The sequence below is a fragment of the Lactobacillus amylovorus DSM 20531 genome (genome assembly GCF_002706375.1).
GTDB lineage: Bacteria > Bacillota > Bacilli > Lactobacillales > Lactobacillaceae > Lactobacillus > Lactobacillus amylovorus.
In genome coordinates this window covers 1,344,371-1,365,930 of sequence record NZ_CP017706.1, presented here as the reverse complement: position 1 = coordinate 1,365,930, position 21,560 = coordinate 1,344,371, and the positions used below count along the sequence as shown (strand labels likewise).

General features: G+C 38.9%; 26 protein-coding genes and 1 pseudogene. 5 read left to right on the top strand and 22 right to left on the bottom strand.

Going from position 1 to position 21,560, the window contains the following annotated elements; translation table 11 throughout:
- Positions 1-39 precede the first annotated feature (39 nt).
- Positions 40-1,263, top strand: coding sequence for an IS110 family RNA-guided transposase (locus tag LA20531_RS07095; RefSeq protein WP_069168716.1), 1,224 nt, complete (start codon positions 40-42; stop codon positions 1,261-1,263).
- Positions 1,264-1,470: 207 nt separating this feature from the next.
- Here LA20531_RS07095 and LA20531_RS07090 read toward each other — a convergent pair whose 3' ends face one another.
- The 3 genes from LA20531_RS07090 to LA20531_RS07080 form a co-directional block, all read right to left on the bottom strand.
- Positions 1,471-1,929, bottom strand: coding sequence for a DUF4143 domain-containing protein (locus tag LA20531_RS07090; RefSeq protein ID WP_082589062.1), 459 nt, complete (start codon positions 1,927-1,929; stop codon positions 1,471-1,473).
- A gap of 202 nt (positions 1,930-2,131) precedes the next feature.
- Positions 2,132-2,437, bottom strand: coding sequence for an AAA family ATPase (locus LA20531_RS07085; protein ID WP_162252734.1), 306 nt, complete (start codon positions 2,435-2,437; stop codon positions 2,132-2,134).
- 105 nt (positions 2,438-2,542) lie between these two features.
- Positions 2,543-4,057 carry an L-lactate permease gene (locus LA20531_RS07080; protein ID WP_056940737.1) on the bottom strand — a complete coding sequence of 505 codons (1,515 nt, stop codon included), beginning with the start codon at positions 4,055-4,057 and terminating at the stop codon, positions 2,543-2,545.
- A 391-nt stretch (positions 4,058-4,448) separates the two neighbouring features.
- On the opposite strand from LA20531_RS07080, the gene LA20531_RS07075 reads away from it, so the two are divergent.
- Positions 4,449-4,775, top strand: coding sequence for a pyridoxamine 5'-phosphate oxidase family protein (locus LA20531_RS07075; protein ID WP_236704200.1), 327 nt, complete (start codon positions 4,449-4,451; stop codon positions 4,773-4,775).
- Between the two features lie 68 nt (positions 4,776-4,843).
- Here LA20531_RS07075 and LA20531_RS11995 read toward each other — a convergent pair.
- Both LA20531_RS11995 and LA20531_RS07065 read right to left on the bottom strand, forming a co-directional pair.
- A pseudogene (locus LA20531_RS11995) lies at positions 4,844-5,106 on the bottom strand (DUF4767 domain-containing protein).
- 182 nt (positions 5,107-5,288) lie between these two features.
- Positions 5,289-6,620, bottom strand: a complete 1,332-nt coding sequence (locus tag LA20531_RS07065) for an RNA-guided endonuclease InsQ/TnpB family protein (RefSeq protein WP_099202315.1) — start codon at positions 6,618-6,620, stop codon at positions 5,289-5,291.
- Between the two features lie 99 nt (positions 6,621-6,719).
- On the opposite strand from LA20531_RS07065, the gene tnpA reads away from it, so the two are divergent.
- Positions 6,720-7,184 (top strand): IS200/IS605 family transposase, encoded by a 465-nt coding sequence (tnpA, locus tag LA20531_RS07060; protein ID WP_099202278.1) that lies wholly within the window; start codon positions 6,720-6,722, stop codon positions 7,182-7,184.
- Here tnpA and LA20531_RS07055 read toward each other — a convergent pair.
- The 6 genes from LA20531_RS07055 to LA20531_RS07030 all read right to left on the bottom strand — a co-directional run bounded on the left by LA20531_RS07055 (position 7,181) and on the right by LA20531_RS07030 (position 10,866).
- Positions 7,181-7,585, bottom strand: coding sequence for a DUF4767 domain-containing protein (locus LA20531_RS07055; protein WP_056940706.1), 405 nt, complete (start codon positions 7,583-7,585; stop codon positions 7,181-7,183). The two genes, tnpA and LA20531_RS07055, sit on opposite strands and share 4 nt — an antisense overlap.
- 1 nt (position 7,586) lies before the next feature.
- Positions 7,587-7,880: a hypothetical protein gene (locus LA20531_RS07050; RefSeq protein ID WP_056940705.1), complete on the bottom strand. Its 294-nt coding sequence runs from the start codon at positions 7,878-7,880 to the stop codon at positions 7,587-7,589.
- A gap of 100 nt (positions 7,881-7,980) precedes the next feature.
- On the bottom strand, positions 7,981-8,775 hold the full coding sequence (locus LA20531_RS07045; RefSeq protein WP_013642476.1) for a metal ABC transporter permease: 795 nt from the start codon (positions 8,773-8,775) through the stop codon (positions 7,981-7,983).
- Positions 8,775-9,422, bottom strand: coding sequence for a metal ABC transporter ATP-binding protein (locus LA20531_RS07040; protein WP_056940704.1), 648 nt, complete (start codon positions 9,420-9,422; stop codon positions 8,775-8,777). The genes LA20531_RS07045 and LA20531_RS07040 overlap by 1 nt, the downstream gene beginning before the upstream one ends.
- 34 nt (positions 9,423-9,456) lie before the next feature.
- On the bottom strand, positions 9,457-10,347 hold the full coding sequence (locus LA20531_RS07035; RefSeq protein WP_056940703.1) for a metal ABC transporter solute-binding protein, Zn/Mn family: 891 nt from the start codon (positions 10,345-10,347) through the stop codon (positions 9,457-9,459).
- Positions 10,348-10,587: 240 nt separating this feature from the next.
- Positions 10,588-10,866 (bottom strand): ArsR/SmtB family transcription factor, encoded by a 279-nt coding sequence (locus tag LA20531_RS07030; protein ID WP_013438654.1) that lies wholly within the window; start codon positions 10,864-10,866, stop codon positions 10,588-10,590.
- A gap of 141 nt (positions 10,867-11,007) precedes the next feature.
- Between LA20531_RS07030 and LA20531_RS07025 the strand changes: the two genes are divergently transcribed.
- Entirely contained in the window at positions 11,008-11,451 is a 444-nt protein-coding gene (locus tag LA20531_RS07025) for a LytTR family DNA-binding domain-containing protein (protein ID WP_056940702.1), read from the top strand.
- Positions 11,448-11,861: a DUF3021 domain-containing protein gene (locus LA20531_RS07020; RefSeq protein WP_056940701.1), complete on the top strand. Its 414-nt coding sequence runs from the start codon at positions 11,448-11,450 to the stop codon at positions 11,859-11,861. The genes LA20531_RS07025 and LA20531_RS07020 overlap by 4 nt, the downstream gene beginning before the upstream one ends.
- Before the next feature lie 223 nt (positions 11,862-12,084).
- Here LA20531_RS07020 and LA20531_RS07015 read toward each other — a convergent pair whose 3' ends face one another.
- The 11 genes from LA20531_RS07015 to LA20531_RS06960 all read right to left on the bottom strand — a co-directional run bounded on the left by LA20531_RS07015 (position 12,085) and on the right by LA20531_RS06960 (position 21,447).
- Positions 12,085-13,134, bottom strand: coding sequence for an IS30 family transposase (locus LA20531_RS07015; protein ID WP_056940756.1), 1,050 nt, complete (start codon positions 13,132-13,134; stop codon positions 12,085-12,087).
- Between the two features lie 126 nt (positions 13,135-13,260).
- Complete coding sequence (locus LA20531_RS07010; protein ID WP_056940552.1) at positions 13,261-15,264, bottom strand: PTS fructose transporter subunit IIABC; 2,004 nt, start codon at positions 15,262-15,264, stop codon at positions 13,261-13,263.
- A 25-nt stretch (positions 15,265-15,289) separates the two neighbouring features.
- The gene (gene pfkB, locus LA20531_RS07005; protein WP_056940553.1) at positions 15,290-16,204 is read right to left on the bottom strand and encodes a 1-phosphofructokinase; all 915 of its coding nucleotides are present in this window, start codon (positions 16,202-16,204) and stop codon (positions 15,290-15,292) included.
- A 1-nt stretch (position 16,205) separates the two neighbouring features.
- A complete protein-coding gene (locus tag LA20531_RS07000) occupies positions 16,206-16,961 on the bottom strand; it encodes a DeoR/GlpR family DNA-binding transcription regulator (protein WP_056940554.1) in 756 nt (251 codons plus the stop codon).
- 307 nt (positions 16,962-17,268) lie between these two features.
- Positions 17,269-18,483: an ABC transporter permease gene (locus LA20531_RS06995; protein WP_056940555.1), complete on the bottom strand. Its 1,215-nt coding sequence runs from the start codon at positions 18,481-18,483 to the stop codon at positions 17,269-17,271.
- Positions 18,476-19,372: an ABC transporter ATP-binding protein gene (locus LA20531_RS06990; protein WP_013642482.1), complete on the bottom strand. Its 897-nt coding sequence runs from the start codon at positions 19,370-19,372 to the stop codon at positions 18,476-18,478. Before LA20531_RS06990 ends, LA20531_RS06995 begins: the two co-directional genes overlap by 8 nt.
- A 36-nt stretch (positions 19,373-19,408) precedes the next feature.
- Positions 19,409-19,558, bottom strand: a complete 150-nt coding sequence (locus LA20531_RS11625) for a hypothetical protein (protein WP_236943745.1) — start codon at positions 19,556-19,558, stop codon at positions 19,409-19,411.
- A gap of 349 nt (positions 19,559-19,907) precedes the next feature.
- Positions 19,908-20,330 carry a hypothetical protein gene (locus LA20531_RS06975; RefSeq protein WP_013642484.1) on the bottom strand — a complete coding sequence of 141 codons (423 nt, stop codon included), beginning with the start codon at positions 20,328-20,330 and terminating at the stop codon, positions 19,908-19,910.
- Between the two features lie 26 nt (positions 20,331-20,356).
- The gene (locus LA20531_RS06970) at positions 20,357-20,551 is read right to left on the bottom strand and encodes a hypothetical protein (protein ID WP_013642485.1); all 195 of its coding nucleotides are present in this window, start codon (positions 20,549-20,551) and stop codon (positions 20,357-20,359) included.
- Between the two features lie 132 nt (positions 20,552-20,683).
- Positions 20,684-20,893 carry a helix-turn-helix domain-containing protein gene (locus LA20531_RS06965; protein ID WP_003549779.1) on the bottom strand — a complete coding sequence of 70 codons (210 nt, stop codon included), beginning with the start codon at positions 20,891-20,893 and terminating at the stop codon, positions 20,684-20,686.
- A 14-nt stretch (positions 20,894-20,907) separates the two neighbouring features.
- Entirely contained in the window at positions 20,908-21,447 is a 540-nt protein-coding gene (locus LA20531_RS06960; protein ID WP_056940556.1) for a hypothetical protein, read from the bottom strand.
- Between the last annotated feature and the right edge of the window lie 113 nt (positions 21,448-21,560).

The following is a 21,560-nucleotide window of genomic DNA, read 5'->3' as shown; positions in this document are numbered from 1 at the left end:
AAGGTAGCTCATCTCCAAGTAAAGCGGAGGTTTATTCTTATGGATTTATTGAAAACTGTTTTCGGTATTGATGTTAGCAGCCGGAAGTCTAACGTATGCATTATGGTCAATGGCCAAAAAGTTAATGACTATGCCATCTCCAACGATATGGTAGGCTTCAATCAGCTGCTAGATGACCTTAAACAGGTTACCAACCCGCAAATTATCTTTGAAGCAACTGGCGTCTACTCCAGAAGACTCCAGGCGTTTTTGAACATGCACGAATTACGCTATGTCATGATGAACCCACTGGAAGCCAAAAGAAAGACAAAGGATGACCTGCACCAGAACAAGACCGATAAGCTTGATGCAATGTATCTCGCCAAGCTGCAATCTGAGCACCCGCAACGGCTGGCCTATGTTCAAAGCGAAGAATATCAAGAATTGATGGCCAACAACCGCATCTACGAGCAGGCTTCGCACGATCTGATAACCAACAAGAATAGACTGCACAAAGCCATTCAGCTTACTTTCCCAGAGATCGAACACGTGATGGCTACTCCAAGAGGAAAAAACTACTGGAGTATTGTTCTCAGATTCCCGCACCCTGATATCGTATTAGAAACAAAAGAAGCCGATATCATCGACTTCTTAAAGAGCTTATCTGGTATTGGTAAGAAACGTGCTAACGATATAATGCAAAAGCTTATTCGTTTAGCTAAAGTCGCATGCCCAGCTGTCAAAAAAGACAGTGCTTATGTTCATGGCCTCAAAATAGCTATTAACAACATCCTAAGCGCTGAAGAAGAGTGCCAGACTGCTTTACAGGAGATGGCTAAGCTGGCTCCTAAGCGGGATCTGGAGATCCTCACAAGCATTCCAGGCATCGGCGAAAACACTGCCTTGAGAATTATTAGTGAGCTCGGAGATATCAGACGCTTTAAAAACCCTAACCAATTAAATGCCTTCGTTGGCGTTGACCCTCAAGTTTATGAATCTGGCAACCTCACGGCCCACCTGTCAATTTCAAAGCGTGGGACAGCTATCGGCAGAAAGGTGCTGTACTTGGCAATCAACCAAATTCAATCGGCCAAGAAAGCAGGCAACCCTTGCCATATTGCGGATTATTACGAGAAACGAAAACGGTCTTCTGAGACTGCAAGTCACAAGAAGGCCGCTATCGCATCGATCCATAAATTATTACGGACGATCTTCGCTTTAATTAAGAATGATCAATTATATAGCTATGACGTAGCCAAACATAACCAAAGACTTTTGTCATAAAAATTGATCCAATAGATATTATAACAGCCTCTTTTTTGAAATTACAGAAGGCAGGCTGTATTTTTCATGCCCTAAAGTCAGATATTTGACTTGATTCTCCGGAGGCTCCATTCAAATTAGGCTCTTATTTCAAAATAAAATTACCTAAAATCGTTGATAATACTTGACTTAGAGTAGAAAAAAGATGATATGTTTCACGTGAAACTATCATCTTTTTATTTGTTCTTCTAATAACCAATCGATCAAATATTTTACAGCTATACCATCAACCGTTCCTTCATCAAACTGTGACAATGATAATACTGTCTTTTGATATCCATCAGGAATATAGCGTAAATTATCAGTTTCACGCGTACTCCCTTCTGGTAAATGTTCTGTTACCTGATAATACTTAATTTCATTACCTTTGCGGGCAACAAAATCGATCTCCTTACCAGAATAATCGCCTACGTCAACATTGTAGCCTCTGCGAAGAAGTTCAATAAAGACAATGTTCTCAATCTGATGACCTAAATTATCACGATAATTTTTATTAAGCCTAATGTTTCTCAAACCTGTATCTGCAACATAATATTTGCCTAAAGTAGACAGTAATTTTTTACCACGAATGCTATACTTTTTAGTCTCATAGAATAGATATGATTGTTGCAACAATTGCCTTGTCATCTCGAGTATTCGAGCGAAGAGCTATATCACGTAAAACTAATCGTAATATTCTTTAAATGATAATGGATAAACCTTTAGCTCAACATATCTGCCAGATAGTAAAGTTGCCATTTCACCAGATAAACAAGTAAGAGTTAGAACCAGTAATATAAATGTCAGCATCCATATCTACTCGAAAACTGTTGATTGCTTTTTCCCAATTTTACACATTCTGAATTTCATCAAAGAAAAGATAATTCTTTTTTTCTTTATTTTCATGCTCATGCACAAACTTATATAGGTCCATCTCATTTTTTAGATCGTTGAAGGCCAAATCTTCAAAATTAATATGAATGATTTGATCATCTTGTATGCCTTCATCCTTAAGCTGATCAATGAACATATTCATCAAAAATGTTTTCCCTGAACGGCGAATTCCAGTAATGACCTTAATTGCATCATTATCCTTGAATTCATTCAGGAACTTCATGTATTTATCACGTTTTATTATCATAGTAATATCTTCCATAAAAAACATTTTCGTAAATTTTGTCTAATATCTTCTATAAAAGAAATTATAAGATAAATAAAAAAGCTTCCGCCATCACAGCAGAAGCCGCATCAATCATTTTTTCTAAATCATACCTGTCAACAAACCTGTAATGTACAAGAACACACAGCAGACAACCAAGTACAGGCTACCCCATTTGACAGTTTCCTTCAGGATTTCACCTTCGTCACCTTCGCGGTTAATCGAACCCGTGGCTACCGCAATGTTCTGTGGTGAAAGCATCCCTGCTGTCGCACCAGTCATGTTCGAAGCAACAACCCAGTACTTGTTTACGCCCAAATCAGTCGCTGCCGACAACTGCAAGTTACCAAATAATACGTTGGCTGAAGTTGCGGAACCAGTAAGGAATGTACCAAGCGCACCAATAAGCGGAGCGAATAATGGATAAACTTGACCAAGCAAGCTAACCAAAGCAACGGCCAATGCATCAGTCATTCCAGCGTAAACCATCACCTTGGCAAGACCAACAATCGCACAAACCGTAACGGTGGTCATGCCCACTGCCTTGATTGATTTACATAAAATTTGCATCATGCGTTTGAAGCTAACGCCTTGAATCGTGCCACCAATAAGAGTAGCAATCAAAATCAATGTACCTGGGGATGAAAGCCAGCTAATTGAAAGTGTGTTAGGGTTCTTACCAGTGTAAACAACCAAGTTTGTGGTTGCTTTGTTCAATAAGTTGTTAACTGGTGGAACAAGTGAAGATGCCAAAATTACGAAGATAAAGATCAAAATAAAAGTAGAGCATGCTTTAAGCAATGTCTTATTATCAGGTCTTTCAACCTCTGACACTTTTTCATCCTTATGCCACTTAGTTAACCAAATAGTTACGGCAGTAGAGCAGATTGAACCGGCGATTGCAGGAAGTTCCGCACCAACGAATCTAGCCGCAATTACCTGGGGAATAGCCATGCCCAATCCTGACATCAAGGTAATAAAGCCAACGCCTTTAATTGCTTTTAAACCACCACCGGTTAAAATTACCAAGATAAATGGCACAAGTACTACCAAGATGCATAACTGCAGTGAAACAAGGAAAGATAATGACACTTGATTCAAATTGGTTACTTCACCTAATGTCAAAATAGGCAAACCAATTGCACCGTAGGCAGTAGCTGTCGTGTTGGCAATTAAACTGATGACAGAAGCCTGAATTGGTTCTAAGCCAAACGAAATTAAAATCCCCGCGGAAATTGCAACAGCAGTACCAAAGCCAGCGATTGACTCCAAGAAACCACCAAAGCCCCAAGCAATGATCAAGACAATGATTCGCTTGTCAGTAGAAATAGTGGCTAACATGTCCTGGATGGTCTTCATCCCGCCTGATTCAGTCGTCACATTGTACGCAAATAACGCTGCCACGATTACGAACATGATCGGCCAGATACCCATGATGATTCCTTCTAGGGCTGCCGTCAGCGTATTCGGTACAGACAACTTAAAGCTAAAGATTGCCAATAAAACCGTTAAAACAAGTCCAATTATACAAGCACGAGCCGCAGACATACGCATTACGCCCAGCGAAATGATCAGCCAGATAATTGGTATCAATGCTATTGCAAATTTAATCCACATCGTATATCACCATCAAAAAATTCTCTAATAATATATTTAATCATTTTTGGACAAAAAATAAAAATTTGAAACTCATTTTGACGAATTATTGCAATTTATAAAAGTTTTGCTTGCAAGTTTAGCTCACAAAATATATAACATTTAATGGAAAGTAAAATTTCTCACATCATTTTTGAAACTGCTCCTCGGAATAGAGCAGTTTTTTTAATGCGTTTTCATAGACTTTCTGTATGCATCTTTCTATAATACAGATTAGTGATATAAAAAATTGCTTTTTCTTGATCTATGTCAATTCTTTTAGTTTAAATTGCTCTTATACTATAGGCAATAAGTCAAATACAGGAGGCACAACATGAAAAAATTAGACGCAACTAAACTTACTGACTAACAAATCGAATTCTTCAAGACCCACTTAGCTTACCTTTCAACCGTTGACAAGAACGGTGAACCACAAGTTGGTCCTAAGCAATCAATGAAGGTGCTTGATAACGGTCACTTACAATACCTTGAAAAGACCAAGGCACATGCATACGAAAACTTGAAGAACGGTTCTAAGGCTGCTGTTGTGGTTGCTGACGTTCCATCACACACCAACGTTCGTATCAAGGGTACTGCTCACATTCACGAAGATGACGATTACCAAAAGAAGATCGCAACTGAAGGCGGCGCACCTGCTGCTTACGTTGTAGATATTGATATCGAAGAAATCTACGAATAATTTTCCCATCTAAATTAAAATAACCAGGCTGGAGATTCAGTCTGGTTATTTTTTGTATTTTCTATTTTTTAATTATTGCCTTCAAAAATATTAGCAAATGAGGTTCTAACTTCTTGGTTGGCTGTTTCCTTGACCATGCAGTCAGAACCATTAGTGGTTTGATCGACTAAAGCAACTGGTTGGCAATCCTGAACAAATAAGTAATATGTTGTTCAGGATTGCCAACATTGCAGTTGAAGATCGAAACGACGTGGTAATCATAGTCCTTCTTCAAAGATGGATACCAGCCGATGTTGATTGTCTCTGTCTTCTTGCTATTATCGGAATACATCGTCAACTACCCTAGACTGAAGTCTAGGGCTTAGTGGCTCGTTAGCTTGCGCTAACCAGAACACCAACTTGCTTAGATACGGACTTGACTTACCAGCAATAGTCTTTTGACTATTGCCGATAGAGGTCGTCTAATTACCAAAGCCTTTTAAGTCCGCGAGTTGCTAACGGACTGCAGCCTTTCTAGGCTGCTTTTTTTATTTTAGGATTTTGCCAATTTCCTAATCCTTTTTCTAAGATGTTCACTGCCGCATTCCAATCACGAATATGGGGCATTCGACAAATTGGACAAGTCCACTCCCGATCCTTAAGGGTTAATTTCTTATAACCATTTTGGCCCATAATACTGCCACAAGCATGACAGCGTTGAGTAGTATATTTAGGATCAATTGTTAGAAATTCTTTACCATATAGATCTGCCTTATAAGCCAGCATATTCAGGAAACTACGCCAGCCGACATCAGAAATTGATTGCGACAAGGCATGATTCTTTAACAGGTTTCTGTTTCTTAATTCCTCGGCAACTACTAAATCGTGGTTTTTGATTAGTGCAGTTGAGAGTACTTGTAAAAAGTCATTACGCTGTCTTCTGATCTTATCGTGCAGTTTAGCGACTATTAGACGCTGTTTTTGATAGTTTTTTGCTAGCCACAAATTGCGTCCTTCTTTTTTTGCCCGGCGCTGCCTGCGAGACAAGACACGTTGGGCATGGGCCAGCTTCTTTTTGGTTTTGCGATAAAATCGTGGATTAGCGACCATTGCTCCGTTAGATGCTGTTAGGAAGTTATCTAAATTGAGGTCAATGCCAATTTGACTTTGTGTTTTAGGTAATTCATTAACAAAAGCAGTATCGCTGCCTAATTGCATAGACAGGTAGAACTGGTCATCAGCGGTCTTTTTTATCGTGACTGTGCCAATTCTAGTTGGAATCTGCTTAAGCAAGCGCTCTTTAATCAGTTTTCTAAAACCAGCAATGCGGACAATTCCCAGCTTAGGCAATTTAATATGTTTAGCATCAATAAATCTAGCTGTCCCGTTATCAAGATAGGCTTCTGACTGCTTAGGATATTGACAGTTGGTCTGATATGACCAGTCGCTGCGTTTTTTGTGAAAAGTCGGAATTCCATGACCAATCTTGCGATAGTTGTTCCAAGCTTTCTGATAGTTTTGAATCGCATTGGCAAGAGCGAGACTATCAATTTCTTTAACACGTAAAAAGCTATAAGCATCACGAATATTCTTAGGCTTAGCCAATAATTCATTATTGATGACTACTGTTTCTGCCAGTTGGACTTCATAGCTATTAAGAGCAGAAAAAGCAAAGGGCATTGCTCGATTTTGCCTATTAGCTAAATAACGTTTAGCATGGTAGCTAGTCCGATTGCGTCCTACATAAGAGTTGTAGACAAAGCGCTGCGCATCATAGTTTAGTTTAATGATTTTCTTTTGCTTAGAACTAGGATAAAAGCGAAGCTTAACGCCAAAATGATAGGCTAAACTGCTCATTCTTTTCATGTATTTCACCTCCTTGTATTATTGTAATTTGATTATATCCTATGTATATCTTATAATCAACAGTAAATAGATACATAATAGACGAAAGGATATTAGACTATGAATAATAAGAGAGACAAAATAAAAGACGCAGGCTATGAAAAACACTACGTCTATAATGCACACTATCATCTAACTTGGTGTACTAAATACCGCAATCAAATCTTTACTAACCAAGACCTGGCTCAAGAAATGCGAGACCTGCTCAAGCAAATAGCTGAAGATAATCAAATCAAAATTGAAAAAATGGAGGTAATGCCTGAACATATTCATTTGCTTATCAGCTTTAGACCATCAAAATCAGGTTCAAGCGTAGTCAAAGCACTCAAAGGAAGAAGTGCTTTTTTATTCTTCAAGAATCATCCCGAAATTAAGCAAAACAAGATGTGGGGCGGACATTTATGGTCACCCAGCTATTACTTTGGCACGGTAGGGAATATGTCTAAAGAAGTAGTAGAAAAGTACATTAATGACCAGATCTACAATGCCGTTAGAGACGGCAAGCCCTATCCATCCCCGCATTAAAATACGGGGATTTTCGGGCGTTTTTCATTAAAGTCGTCCGGATATTTTTCACCAGCTAAAGTTTCGATTGATTCTTGGCCGTTATATTCCTTGTATTTTTGCTTCATTTTGGTACCAAATCGGTTCATGAAGCTTGCAAGTTGGGCTTCTTGATCACTGCTCCAACCTGATTGCGCAAATTTACTGCTTTGATCATCACTGCTGCTTTCTTCGCTACTTGATGATTGTGATAAAGATGAAGAACTAGTGCTTGAACCTTTATGCTTATTTTTACTTGTGGCAACTTCAGAAGCAGAGTTCGACGATTTTCCACTTTGAACAGTGAGATATACCACGACTCCTGCTGCAATCACTAAAACGCAAGCAACTATGATTAGACAGATTTTTCTTACTTTATTCATTTTACTTGTTGGTTTCCTCTTCTGCTTGTTTATTCAATTTTTTAGAAATTTGTTTCATTTGTGCCTTGTTGTATTCCAAGCCTTGCAAAATTTGGTCAACGTCATTCTTGTAAGGTGCATACTTTTTAATCAATTCGGCCTTAGACTTATATTTCTTAGGACCATCTAACCCTAAGTTGGCACCACCTTGTTGAACCCCAATTTTATCCGTATTGTTGATGTAGTAGCTCGTGTAAGCAGAAGTACTGAAGCTTCCCGCGATACTTGCTACAATTATCGCAATCCACTTTTTCATTCAAGATCTCCCCCTTATCAAACAGTTTCGATTTTAGCACCAAAAAACGCATCAAGGAAAATCGTTCCTTAATGCGTTTTGATAATTTTGATTCTATTTTTTAACGGTGCTTAATGACGTGAACCATGTAAGCAACCAAGTAAATCACAACTTCAATCGTAGCAATGAAGAAGGTAACTGGCCAGTTAGTAATAAAGCCCAAGTAAAGTCCGGCCCATACACCGATTAAGGCAAAGCCGATTGACCAGCCGATCATTGCGGGGATCGTTTTACCGATATAACGCGCCGTCGATGATGGCAGTGTTAACAAAATGAATACTAGCAATGAACCAACGATCTGCGCACCAATTGCAACAGACATAGCCATTGCAACCAAGAAGACGATGCCAACAAAACCGGTATGAATACCGTGCGCAGCAGCGCCGATATGGTCAAAGGAATCGAAGTTCAAACTCCGTTGCAACAAAAGGATCATCAACAAAACGATGACGGACAAGATAACCAATTGGGTTACACCTTGTCGATCTACACCTATGATACTACCGAACAAGATGTTCGTAGCGTAACGGCTATTGGAACCAGAAATCGCCAGGAATAAAACGCCTAGTCCAATAAATAGTGCTGAAATCGCACTAATTGACGATTCCTTTTGATCGCTGTGCATGGACAATTCGCCAACACTGATCGCACCAAGCAAGGTGAACAAAAGCATCCCCCATAACGGCGCAATACCGATAAACACCGCAAAAGCAGCACCGGCAAAACCGATTTCTGACAAGGTGTGAGCTAAGAACGCATAACTACGCGCTACAACGTACACGCCAACCACACCACAGGTGATCGCAATAAAAGTACTTGCTAAGAAGGCATAACGCATGAATTCATATTGAAACATCATTCAAAATCCTCCTTAAAGTCTTTCATCTTTCCTTGTCTGATCGTCCCCTTGTTTAAGTACAGATAATCGCTCATGTACTTTTTAGCCAGCGGTATATCGTGCGTTACAAATAGCACAGTAATCTTGTGTTCCTGATTCAAGTGTTTGATCAGGCCCATTAATTCTTCCTTAGCAGCCGGATCCAGGCTCGCTGTCGCTTCATCCAGGATAATCATGTTAGGACGGTCGAGTAGCGCTTGCGCCAAGTAGGCACGTTGTTTTTGCCCACCTGAAGCTTCACCCATGCGCGTATTTTGAATTTTGTCCAAATGCGTCTCAGTAATTTGACGATCGATTTGCTCTTTTACTTTTTTAGTCTTAAAAAGTGGAGCGTTCAATTCGATAAAGGCACGAATTGAAAGAGGATATTCTGAGTCAATATTTCTAAATTGCGGAACATAGCCCAACTTGACGTCTGATGAGAATTTATAGCTACCGCCTGTTGGTGTAAGCATCCCCATCAAAATCTTAATCAAAGTAGTTTTTCCTGTTCCGTTTGGACCAAGCAGAGCAGTCATTGAACCATCTTCAAGCTTGAAATTCAAATCTTGAAAGACGGTCGTTGTATCAAATCTCATTGAAAGGTCATTCACATCTAAGATCAATTTAGCATCCCCTTTACTCGCTAAATTAGCTCATTTATTGCTTACTAATATTAGCTAAATTCTGATAATTTTCTTTCATCCAATCCAAGTAAGTTGTGTTGTTCGGAATTGTTTCTCGCACGCTGAGCACTGGCACATTGTTCTTTTTTGCCAATTTAACAAAAGTCTTCACAGTTGAACTGCTTGCTTGCGTGTTATTAACGAAGAAAGCGATCTTCTTATCTTCAATTTCTTTAGTCATCTTGTTGATAGTCTTAGGACTTGGATCAGTACCATTTTGCACGGCTTTTTCAAAGTCCTTGTCACCGATCTTGTAGCCGGCTTCTTGCAAGGCATAGTCAAAGACAGGCTCACTAACGTAAACTGGCTTGCCGTCCTTTTTGCCTGATTTAGCAAGTTGCTTAATTTGCGCAATCTTTGCTAGGTATTTTTTACCATTAGCCTTAAAGTAAGCCGCATGACTTGGTTGCAACTTTGACAAGCGCTTAACTAAATAGTTCACGTACTTAGTTGGCATATCTAAATTGTACCAAATATGGGGGTTGTCACCCTTCTTAAGGTGCATCAAATCTTCACCCACTAAAACTGGCTTTTTGTTAACTGAACTAGCTAATTTATTCATCCAGTCATCGTAGCCTAGGCCGTTTGCCACAATAATGTTGGCCTTGGATAATTCCTTGGCATCAGCCGTAGTTGGTTCGAAATCGTGCGGATCAGTTGCGCTGTTCTTGATCACAGCTTGCACGTTTCCGTACTTGCCTGCCACATTTTTGGCAATATCGGCACAAACGTTAGTAGACGCAACGATCGATACCTTATCACTACTTGTAGACTTTTGGCTACTTGAGCATGCAGAAAGCAGCAGCATCACTGCACTCAGTAAGCCCAAAATAAAAATATGTTTTGTAATTCTAGATTTTTGCATAAAACCTCCATAACAAAAAAGCATTTAAATCAGAATTTCAGCAAGTTTTCTGATTTAAAGTAAGCATAAGCTAGATTTTATGGTGTGTCAATATATTTACAGATAGACAAATAGCACCAAGGTTCATTAACCCTGATGCTATCGCTTTTATTTAAGTCTTTAAAAAATTTGCTGAAATAATTTAAATGCTTTTTCTAGAATTACATCATTATATAAACATATTTTTATATGCTTGTCAAACTAAAACTCACCATTAGCGTGTTGTCTCAAAACATCCAGAATCTTAATGATGTGGTTGTCAAACAATTGATAGTACTTCTCTTGCTTGACACGCTTGCTTTTTACCAATCTGGCTTCCTCTAAAATTCTTAGATGTCGTGAAATTGCTGGTTGGCTGACATCGAATTGTTTAACTAAATTATTGACGCTGCTTTCCTTGTGGTCATTCAAATAATAAAGTATCTGAATGCGAATTGGATGATTCAGCGCTCTAGTAATTCGAATAATCTGATCGTTCAATCTCTTCTCCACCTATCGTTAGTCTTAATCCATTATAAGCCTTATTATACCGATTATCTGCCCTTTTCAACCGATAACCTTGGAAAACGTGTAATCTATCGTCAATCACCGTATACTTCTTAGTGAAAGGAAGCGATAAAGATGAAATTCAAACTACTAATCAATCCCAAAAAAGATGAATTTGTCCAAGCACAAGTTCATCAAGAAAATGATTTTACCAAAGAACTTAAAGACTTCGTCTTAACCAACGGCACTTCCAATCAATTACTCGTTTACGATGATAAGGACGCAATTACTTTATCGCTTGACGACATAGCCCTGATCACGATTATCGACGATAAAACTTACGCTATTTGCAATAATCAGAAGCAATACCGTATCAAAAAGAGAATTTATCAATTAGTTAATGAATTACCAAAACATTTTTGGCGGATTAATAAGTCAAGCATCGCCAATCGCTATCAAATTAGCCGTTTTGCGGAAACACAAACGGCTGGCATAAACATCATCATGAAAAATGGTCTAACCGACTATGTCTCACGCAGATGCTTCGCCAAAATCAGAAAGGAGCTTGATGACCTATGAAAAAGTTTGTTAAAGACTTCGCCCTCCGTGGTATGATTGCCGCTGGCTTTGGCCCATTAATTTTGGTTTCAATTTATCTGGGCTTGCAGCTTTCAGGCATAATTACTAGCATCCCCGCATCGCAAGTAAATCTCAACATCATTTCAAGTTTGATCCTAGCTTTTATTGCCGGGGGAATAAGTGCTATTTTCAACGTAGAAAAAATTTCATTAGGCGTCGCCACATTAATTGATGCAATCGTCATCTACTTGGACTACCTAATCATTTACCTAATTAACAATTGGATCAAAGCGCAGTTCATTCCTCTACTCATTTTTACATTTGTTTATATAATTGGTTATTTAATTATTTGGGCAATTATCTACCACAAGGTTAAATCACAAGTATCTAGTATTAATCAGAAATTATAAAGAAAGGACGCTCTCGCACGAGGGTTCCTTTTAGATTTGACAACAAAAAACGCTACCCACTCGGGTAGCGCAAAACATAACAGAGTATCTTGATTTGATCATCAAGATGCTTTTATTATAATACGTTTTTTTACACTTTTTGTCAAAAACATATAATAACTTAAATTATTCAACTATTTATTTTACATATTTTTTTCGTAAATTGCAATAATAAATTGAACACTTAAGCTGCTTGATAGATTTGATCTAATTCTCTCTCAAAGATTTCATCTGGCGTGTGATATGCCAGGATCTTTCTAGGCAAAGAGTTGCACCAGGTTTCAATATCAATGATTTGTTGGAGAGAATAGTTATTGATGCAGTCTCCTTTAGGAATGAATCTGCGGATCAGGCCATTATGTCTTTCAACAGTTCCTTTATCACAAGAAGTATAAGGATGAGCATAATAAATAAGCGTTTTAGAGACTTGTTCCAAATTAGCTAGATCCGCAAACTCTGAACCATTATCAGTAGTAATTGTCTTAAAGATATCGTTCCAATGCTCGCTGTACTGTTTTTGAAGCATTTGAAAAGCCTGCATGACGCTGGCAGAGGTCTTGTCAGGTATACGAATAATCAGGAATTCGCGGCTCATGCGCTCGGAAAGAGTTAACAGAACCTGATCGTCCTTGGTCTTATGACCCAAGACAAGATCGCATTCCCAATGACCAAATTCGCTGCGCTGCTCAATCTCTTTAGGCCGCTCTTCGATGCTTCGTCCCAGCTTCTTCTTGTTTTGGCGAACATGATGAAGCTTGGTATTGCGCTTGAGCTTTTCGGGCAAGTCATAGTTTTTGATGGTCATCAGTCCTTGATCAACGTAGTTATACAGAGTTCTGGTGCAGACTGTTTGATAATGCGAGAATTCCCCGGTAGCTAAACTACGGTTGGCACAAACGTCAAGCGACCAGCCGTCTTCAAAGAAATGCTTAATGACATAATTGATAAAGCCAGCCTTCTTCAAGAAATCTGATTTGCGGCCACAGTGGCGCCGATTTATTTGATAAACGCTTTGGCCCTGATCAGCCTTGTAGCGCTTCTGCTTGCCGTGATAGAGAGAAACAGTGCCCCGTCTGACTTCATAGCTGATCGTAGAAGGAGAGCAGCCCAGTTCGCGAGCAATTGCTCTAATAGAGCAGCCATCTTTTAAGCGAGTTTGGATAATAACCCGTTCTTCAAATGACAAGTGCTTGCCTTTAACGTGCTGATTCATGGTAGAATGTAAAGAGTCCATTTGTGACCTCCAATAGATGCTTTTGTGGTTATTAACATTCTATCAAACAGGTCCAGATGGACTTTTATTTTTTACAAAGTGTTCAACTTAATTTTACAATCGACCTACATATTTTTTCTAATAATATTATTCATTAGGATCTTCTTTAATGTCCTTCTTCCAGAAACTCATGATTAAACCGGCTACGATTGATCCAATGATAGTTGCTAAGAAGTAGAACAAGATGTGTTGAGGACCACCAATGTTACCTGCAAGTGGTGATACCCAAAGACCACCGTGAGGAGCAGGAACACCAACATGCCATAAACCAACTAAGGCACCACCAACGGCTGAACCGATGATACATGATGGAATTACACGACCTGGGTCAGCTGCGGCAAATGGAATAGCACCTTCAGTAATGAATGAGAATCCTAATACCCAGTTAGATACACCTGCACGACGTTCTTCTTGAGTGTACTTGTTCTTGAAGAATGTAGTACCAATAGCAGTAGCAAATGGAGGAACCATACCACCAACCATTACGGCAGCCATTAAGATAGCAGCAGTAGTTGAGTGTGGGTCGTTAGCAAATGCACCTGATGCAAAGACATATGCAGCCTTGTTGAAAGGACCACCCATATCGATTGACATCATACCTGCCAAGATAGTAGTAAGAAGTACCAAGTTACCAGTACCCATGCTGTTCAAGAAGTGGGTAATTGCAAAGTTGATCCCACTGAAGATTGGGTTAATGATGTAGAACATAATTGCTGCAATGAAGAGCAATCCCGAAATTGGGTAGAACAACATTGGCTTCATACCTTCAACTGAGTGAGGTAAGTTAGCAAATAACTTCTTCAAGCCAACCATTAAGTAACCAGCGATGAAACCAGCGGCAATACCACCTAAGAATCCAGCTGGTGAAGTTGCGTGAGCTTGAACGTTAACTTGAAATTGACCGTTAGCAATAGAAGCCATGTAACCACCAACGAAACCTGGCATCAATGCTGGCAAATCACCGATTGATTCAGCGATGTAAGCTGAAAGAACTGGAACCATGAAGGCGAAGGCTAAGTTACCCGCATTGTTCAAGAAGATAAATGCAGGAGTCTTTGCACCACCACCGTAGTTTTCTACGATGAAGGAGATAGCCATTAAGATACCACCACCGATAACGAATGGAAGCATGTGGCTAATACCGTTCATTAAGTTCTTGTAAATACCTGTCCATACGCCTGGCTTTTCAGTGCTTGATGATGATTCTTCTGACTTGTCAGATGCACTTGCGTGGTAAACATCTGCCTTGCCATCTATAATGTCATCGATCAATTCACCTGGCTTGTTGATACCATCAACAACTGGGTGGTTAACTAAAGGCTTGCCGTCAAAACGTGGCATGTCAACTTTCTTATCAGATGCAATAATTACACCCTTAGCACGCTTGATTTCGTCAGGAGTAAGCTTGTCCTTAACACCTTCAGAACCGTTAGTTTCGATTCTAACTTCGATGCCGCGCTTCTTACCTTCCTTAATCAAGGCTTCTTGAGCCATGTAAGTGTGGGCAATACCGTTAATACATGCAGTAACACCAACGATTAATGGCTTGTTGTCGTCATCGTCGTTCTTACCTTCTGCCTTAGCAGCTTCCTTAGCCTTCTTAGCTTCAGCTGCCTTCTTGTCTTCTTCGTCCTTCTTAGCTTCAGCCTTTTCGAAAAGATCGATAACTTCTTCAGGAGTCTTAGTAGCCTTAAGTTTTTCAACTAAGTCTGGATCAATTAACAAACCTGAAATTTTTGCTAAAGCTTGAAGGTGAGTGTTATCAGCACCAGCTGGTGCAGTGATCATGAAGAATAAGTGAACTGGTTGACCATCAAGTGAGTTGTAGTCAATACCTTCCTTACTCTTGGCAAACAATACACGAGCCTTGTTGATTGACTTGTTACGTGCGTGAGGCATCGCAATTCCGCCGCCGATACCAGTAGTTGATTCATTTTCACGGTCCCAGATGGACTTGATAAATGCATCTTCGTCATTAACGATATCGGTTGCAACTTCAAGGTCAGCCATTTCCTTAATGGCATCTTCTTTGTTAGTAGCCTTGAGCTCCATAATCATGGATTCAGGGCTTAAAATGTCCTTAATTCTCATATGTCTTTCCCCTCGTATTTAAAAATTAAGAAATTTGTTCAACCTTAATTTGTGGCAATACTGCATCGATTTGGCTCTTAACTGCGATGTCCTTAGTAAAGGCAGTAGCAGCACCACAAGCCATACCAATTCTGAAGCCTTCCTTTGGATCACCAGTCTTGTAGTAAGTACCAACGAAACCAGCGATCATTGAGTCACCAGCACCTACTGAGTTAACAGCAGTACCAACAGCACCCTTAGCATGGTATACGTGATCTTGAGTCAAGAGGAAGCCACCTTCACCAGCCATTGAAACCATTACGTTTTGTGCACCTTTTTCAAGCAACTTTTGTGCGTATTCAAGCATTACGTCACTTGAGTCAAAGGTTACGCCAAACAAGTCAGCTAATTCATGGTGGTTAGGCTTAATTACTAATGGATGGTATTCCAAAGTATCAAGAAGAGCTTGACCAGTAGTATCAACTACGAAGTCAGCACCAGCTTCCTTAATAGTTGGAAGAAGTGATTGGTAGAAATCAGTTGGAAGACTTGGAGTAAGTGAACCACTCATTACTACGATGTCACCCTTCTTCAAGTCGTTCAAACGATCCTTGAAAGCAGTGATTTCTTGGTCAGTAATGTCTGGACCAGCTGCGTTAATTTCAGTTTCCTTTTCTGCGTGGATCTTAACATTCACACGAGTGTTGTCTGAAATAGTAACGAAGTCACTTTCGATTCTCTTTTGGTTCAATTGACGAACCAATTCCTTACCGGTGAAGCCACCAACAAAGCCCCATGCAGTATTGTCAACGTTCAATTGGTTAAGGATTTGAGAAACGTTAATTCCTTTACCCCCTGCTAAAAATGAATCATTGTTAGTTCTGTTAACTTCCCCGCGGTTGACTTTTTCTAATTGAAGAACATAGTCAAGAGCTGGGTTAACAGTTACTGTGTAAATCATCCTATTTTGCCTCCTCTAGGTTTGTATCGGCAGGTAATGCCTTTTTTTGACTTGGTTTAAGCTTATTTGTTACCACAACAACGTCTTTAGTATTGGCGAATACGGCAAAGTTCCGTTCGCCAATCTTAGTGTTATCGGCTAAAACATAAGCATGTCTAGCTTGCTTAATCTCGGCTGTCTTGACTGCGGCTTCTTCGGGATCTGGCGTGGTTAAATTGCCGTTGGCTTCGATTCCGTTAGCTCCGACAAAACTAGCTGAGAAATTCATCGCCTTAATTTGACTCAAAGCAGTTTGACCAATCACGGCATGCGTGTCGTCTTTGACCTCGCCGCCGATTAGGAAAGTCTTGATTCCATGATTTAAACTGCATAACGCCGTTTCAACTCCGTTGGTGATGATCTTTACGTTAGGAATATCAGCTAGAAATGGAACCATCTCATAGGTTGTTGTTCCTGCATCGATAAAGACGTTATCACCTTGGTGAACGAAGTGTTCTGCTGCGTATTTAGCAATAGAAATCTTTACTTCATGATTCAAACTAAAGCGGACGTTCTGGGAAACATCGCGCGAGAAATTCTTTACTGATTGGGCACCGCCATGAACTCGCTTGAGGATGCCATTCTTCTCCATTTGAATCAGATCACGACGGATAGTTGATTCAGATGTATCAGTTAAATCGCATAACTCGCTAACGCGGCACAATTCGTGCTGATTAACGTAGTTTTCAATTAAGCTTTGGCGTTCTTGTGTCAGCATTATTTCTCACCTCGATAAATATTGTATTCGCTTTTTCCTCCAAAATCAATCATTTTTCTTCAAAAAGCGTCATTTTTATTTATTATCGTTCAATAAAATTCATTTATATGCAAAAAAGATGCCGTTTTTTGCTTGAAACGACATCTTTTCTTCGTCATTTGGAATTATTCTTAGTCATTTTACCCTATTTGACTAAGAATTTGCAAAGATGACTAAGAAAGAGAACCAAAGATCTATTAACCTTGCAAAAGCAAAACATGCCGAATCATTATTGATTCAGCGCGTTTTACTATTAAATATATTTTGTCTAACCTCTCAAGCTACGCTTAAAGTTTTGCCATGGGCCGACATCATCTGTTTGCAAAATCAAGTTTGGATAGATTTTTCTAATCCAGATAAATGACGCTACTGTAGCGGCTAAAGCAATTAAAGCAGAGATAGCTGCCTCTAAATTAGTTGCGTTACCCATAATTACTCTAGCTGGCATTACAAATGATGATAGAAATGGGGTGTACGATAATACTTTAGCCAAAATCGTATCCCCACCTGATTGCATATTGACTGTGAACAAGAACCCGATCAACATCAATGTAGATAGTGGTCCCACCGCTTTGTTGGCATTCTCGCTTTTAGCAACCAAAGCGCCACAGAAAGCTGCAAAGATAATAAACAATACCAAGCCGATTATCGTAAACACCAATCCCCAAGAAGCCAGATTGCCAATTGCTTGATCAATCATCGGCTTATACTGTCTAAATAAATCGCTAAAGCCATCGATGTATGGGGCCGCGCAATAAACTGCCACAAAACCAACAACATAAATTAACACTTGGGTAATAATTTCACCAAAAATACCTAAAATCTTCCCAGTGAAATAATCGCCACCTGGCATACTCGAAAAGATTACTTCCATTATCTTGGTACCCTTCTCCGTAGCGATATCTTGTGCTGTTACTTGCGTATAAGTGATCACAAGCATGTACAAGATAATCAGTAAAACCCAGAAGGAAATTCGCTTAACAGGATCATTGTCAAAGCTCTTCTTCTCAACATGCTTAACTTGTTGCTTAAATTGCGCCCGCGTAGCTAAAGACTGAGTCTGTTTTGTCGTTAGCTTGGCCTTACTTAAATTCAATTGTTGCTGGGCGGTGTTTAGGCTCGTTAGCAGCTCTGATTTTAGATCACTGTCCATTTTTTCATCACTATAGTAAGTTGCAGCTAATTGATTATTCTTTTGTTCAATTAAAACATAGCCATCGATATCTTCATCTTTATACGCCTTTTTAACCTTAGCTTCAGTGCTATAGTTGTCAAAATCTTCTGACTTTTTAATTGCTTGCTTTAAGGCAGAATTAGAAGTAACTACCCCGACATAGTTGTCATCACTACCGCCAGCTGATACCATTCCGATAACAAATGAAAAGAAGACGAGCAGAAACGGTGCTAAAATCATCAGCAAATATGACCAGGTTTTCACTTCTCTACGATAGGTTTCTTTTGCGACAAGCCAGATCTTATTCATGACGCGCACCTGCTTTCATTTTGAAAATCTCGTCTAAAGTTGGAGGTTCCTGGTCAAAAGTCTGGATATATTGACCGGCCGAAAGTTGGTTAAAAATATCCTTACCATATTTTTCGTCTGCAAGAATAAGCAGCTTCATTCCATTGTTTTGCAAAATTATATCTTTTACACCTAGTAAGGCTGATAATTCAGTAGCATTTTTGTCTGTCCTGACAAAAATTCGAGTTAGGCCAAAGCTGTTCTTAATTTCATTTACTGGGCCATTCAAGACGATATGCCCATCATTGATCATTACGACGTCATCGCACAATTCTTCCACGTTACGCATATCATGATCAGAAAAAATGATTGTAGCGCCTTTTCTTTTTTCTTCCAAAATCAGCTGCTTCATTAGATCAACATTAACAGGATCTAGTCCACTGAATGGTTCATCTAAAATAATCAATTTAGGTTGATGAATTAAAGTCGCAATCATCTGTACTTTTTGTTGGTTACCTTTAGACAAAGACTTAATCTTATCCATGGGGATCCCTTTAACAGCCAAACGTGATAACCAATCAGGCAATTCTTCTTTTACCTTTTTAGCTGGCATCCCTTTAAGACTAGCTAAAAACACTACCTGATCTGAAATAGTTAACTTAGGCATCAAACTTCGCTCTTCAGGCAGATAGCCAATATTGTCATAATCTTTAGCGTTGAAAGAATGTCCATCAATACTAATCTGACCGTCATAATCAACGAATTTCAAAATACTATGAAAGATCGTCGACTTACCCGACCCATTTTTACCAACCAGTCCAAGAATACGCCCATCTGACACATTGAAGCTAACATCAAACAAAACCTGTGTTGACCCGAAGCTTTTATTTAGGTGTTCTATTTTTAACATAATTTTTCCTCAACTTTTTTGATATTGATTGAATATCTAAGAATAATTATCGCCAAAGAATGCAAGCACATCCAAAATATTCAGCAGTGCTTGCCGCCAATATACTTGCCAAAAATGAGGATATACCTTAGTAGATTTTCTGGTAAATTTTATCAGTTGATAACCATCTGATGTTTTGTTCCGCATTACCTGGGGAATAGTAACTAACCAACATAGTGCAATTACTATAACAATTATCATAATTATAGAAATAACAGTATTTTTCATGGCATTCATTTCTTTTTAACTTCTGCTATGGGAATTATGTGGTACATATACTAATAATTGTCGCTATCATTTTCTGCTTTAAGCTTAAAATATCTGATAATTGTATAGCCTACCCAGATCAACAAGATAACAATAACGGTACATAATTTTCAAGTTGTACCATTACCAGTAATACTAAAAATTGCGACAATTAGTGCAATAACAGAAAAAATCGCAGCTCCAGTAAATTTTTTTAGCTTTTTCCAACATTATCTATCCCCTCGGCTTTTTATCTAATGGTTATTAGACCTAGAAGTACACCGTCAAAGAACTGCCATAAAGTATCGGTTGAAAAAATTGTTTTTACAATATCAACTGACCCCCAATTGGTTACTAAAGTAATCACTACACCAGCAGCAGCAACCACTACCCCTGTACCAATAACTTGAGGGGCAAGTTTCAACACTTTCTTCTGCCATGGAATCTTTGATGCGACCGTTTTATTAAGGACTAAGCTTGCGGACATGATGCCACCAAACATTAGACCGAAAGCCAATCCAGCTCCCATCGACATAATAATTTGAAAAGGTTGAGGCGAACCAGCGGTCTTAACATACATCATCACAAGAGCTAATATTGGTCCAACAAATGCTCCAATTCCCATACCTTCAATAATTCGTTTGTTTTCACGAGCAAATTTTTCATTATTCATTGTTCTTACCTCAAGGAAATTTTCAGCTAATTAAACAAATCCGAAAACTTAGTCGGAATGTTGTTGTTCTTGGCGAAGTATTTCTTGAATGCATCCCCAAAACTTAATTGATCTTTTTCTCTATTTTCAAGCAAATCATGAACAGCTAAGAATGCTGTAACGGCGTAATTAACGGCTAAAATGATTAACAAACCGAGCACAATATAAATTAAGTACAGCATTTTTCTTTCCTCCAATTCAGCGATTATCTCCCAGGAAATAATCTTTTATCCTTTTAAATTAATCATATCCCTATCATTCATGTAAAAGGTAAAACCGTCCAATTCTGTCATTTTTCGGACTGATTTTGCATTTTATTCTTCATCTTTTTTATAAACTAATAAATCCCCTGGTTGACAATCCAAGACTTCACAGATCTTGCTCAACGTGTCGAAGCGAACGCCATGCGCCTTTCCTGTCTTCAGAATCGACAAGTTAGCCGGCGTGATGCCAACCTTCTCTGCCAGCTCCTTTGAAGACATCTTTCGCTTCAAGAGCATAAAATCTAGTGTCACTTCAATCATCTATATCAACCTTTCTAAATAATCGAGTCTGCATCCTCCTGAACCTTCATTCCATACTTGAATACCAAGTAGACTACGTATAGTACTGCTAGGAAAAGCAAGCCAGTTGTCACACCACTTGGATAAAGTACATTATTCGAGGATTTAGCGAACCAAGTGCGGTGAGTTATGAAAATAATGTAATCTATTATTGAAATAATGGTATATCCAGCAACTGAAATTAGTAACTTCTTGAGTAAATTCAAATTACTATCAGCAAAGTAAACTTCTTGCTTGATATTCTTAACAATTAATCTGGCATATCGACAGATTAAAAAAGCTGCAGCGCTCATCATGATCATTAACAGCAACATAACTATTAATACTCCAACATAGCTATCAACTGATACGCCTTTTACATACATACTACTTTCAAATCCAGCACGAAAATCTAGATTTTTTATGCCAAATAATATAACACCGCCCATAACGATCCACATAATTATTCCTATTACACAGATTATCTGGTAGATCCAAGCAAAAACTGTCAATAAATTCAAAATAAACTTTTTCATTTTTTTATCCCCTCAAAATCTGGATGATTCTGTATATAGCACTGCCAACTACACCCGTTACTCCAATTACTAATAATGTAATTCTAAGAACATTCCATGTTCCACCTAGTTAG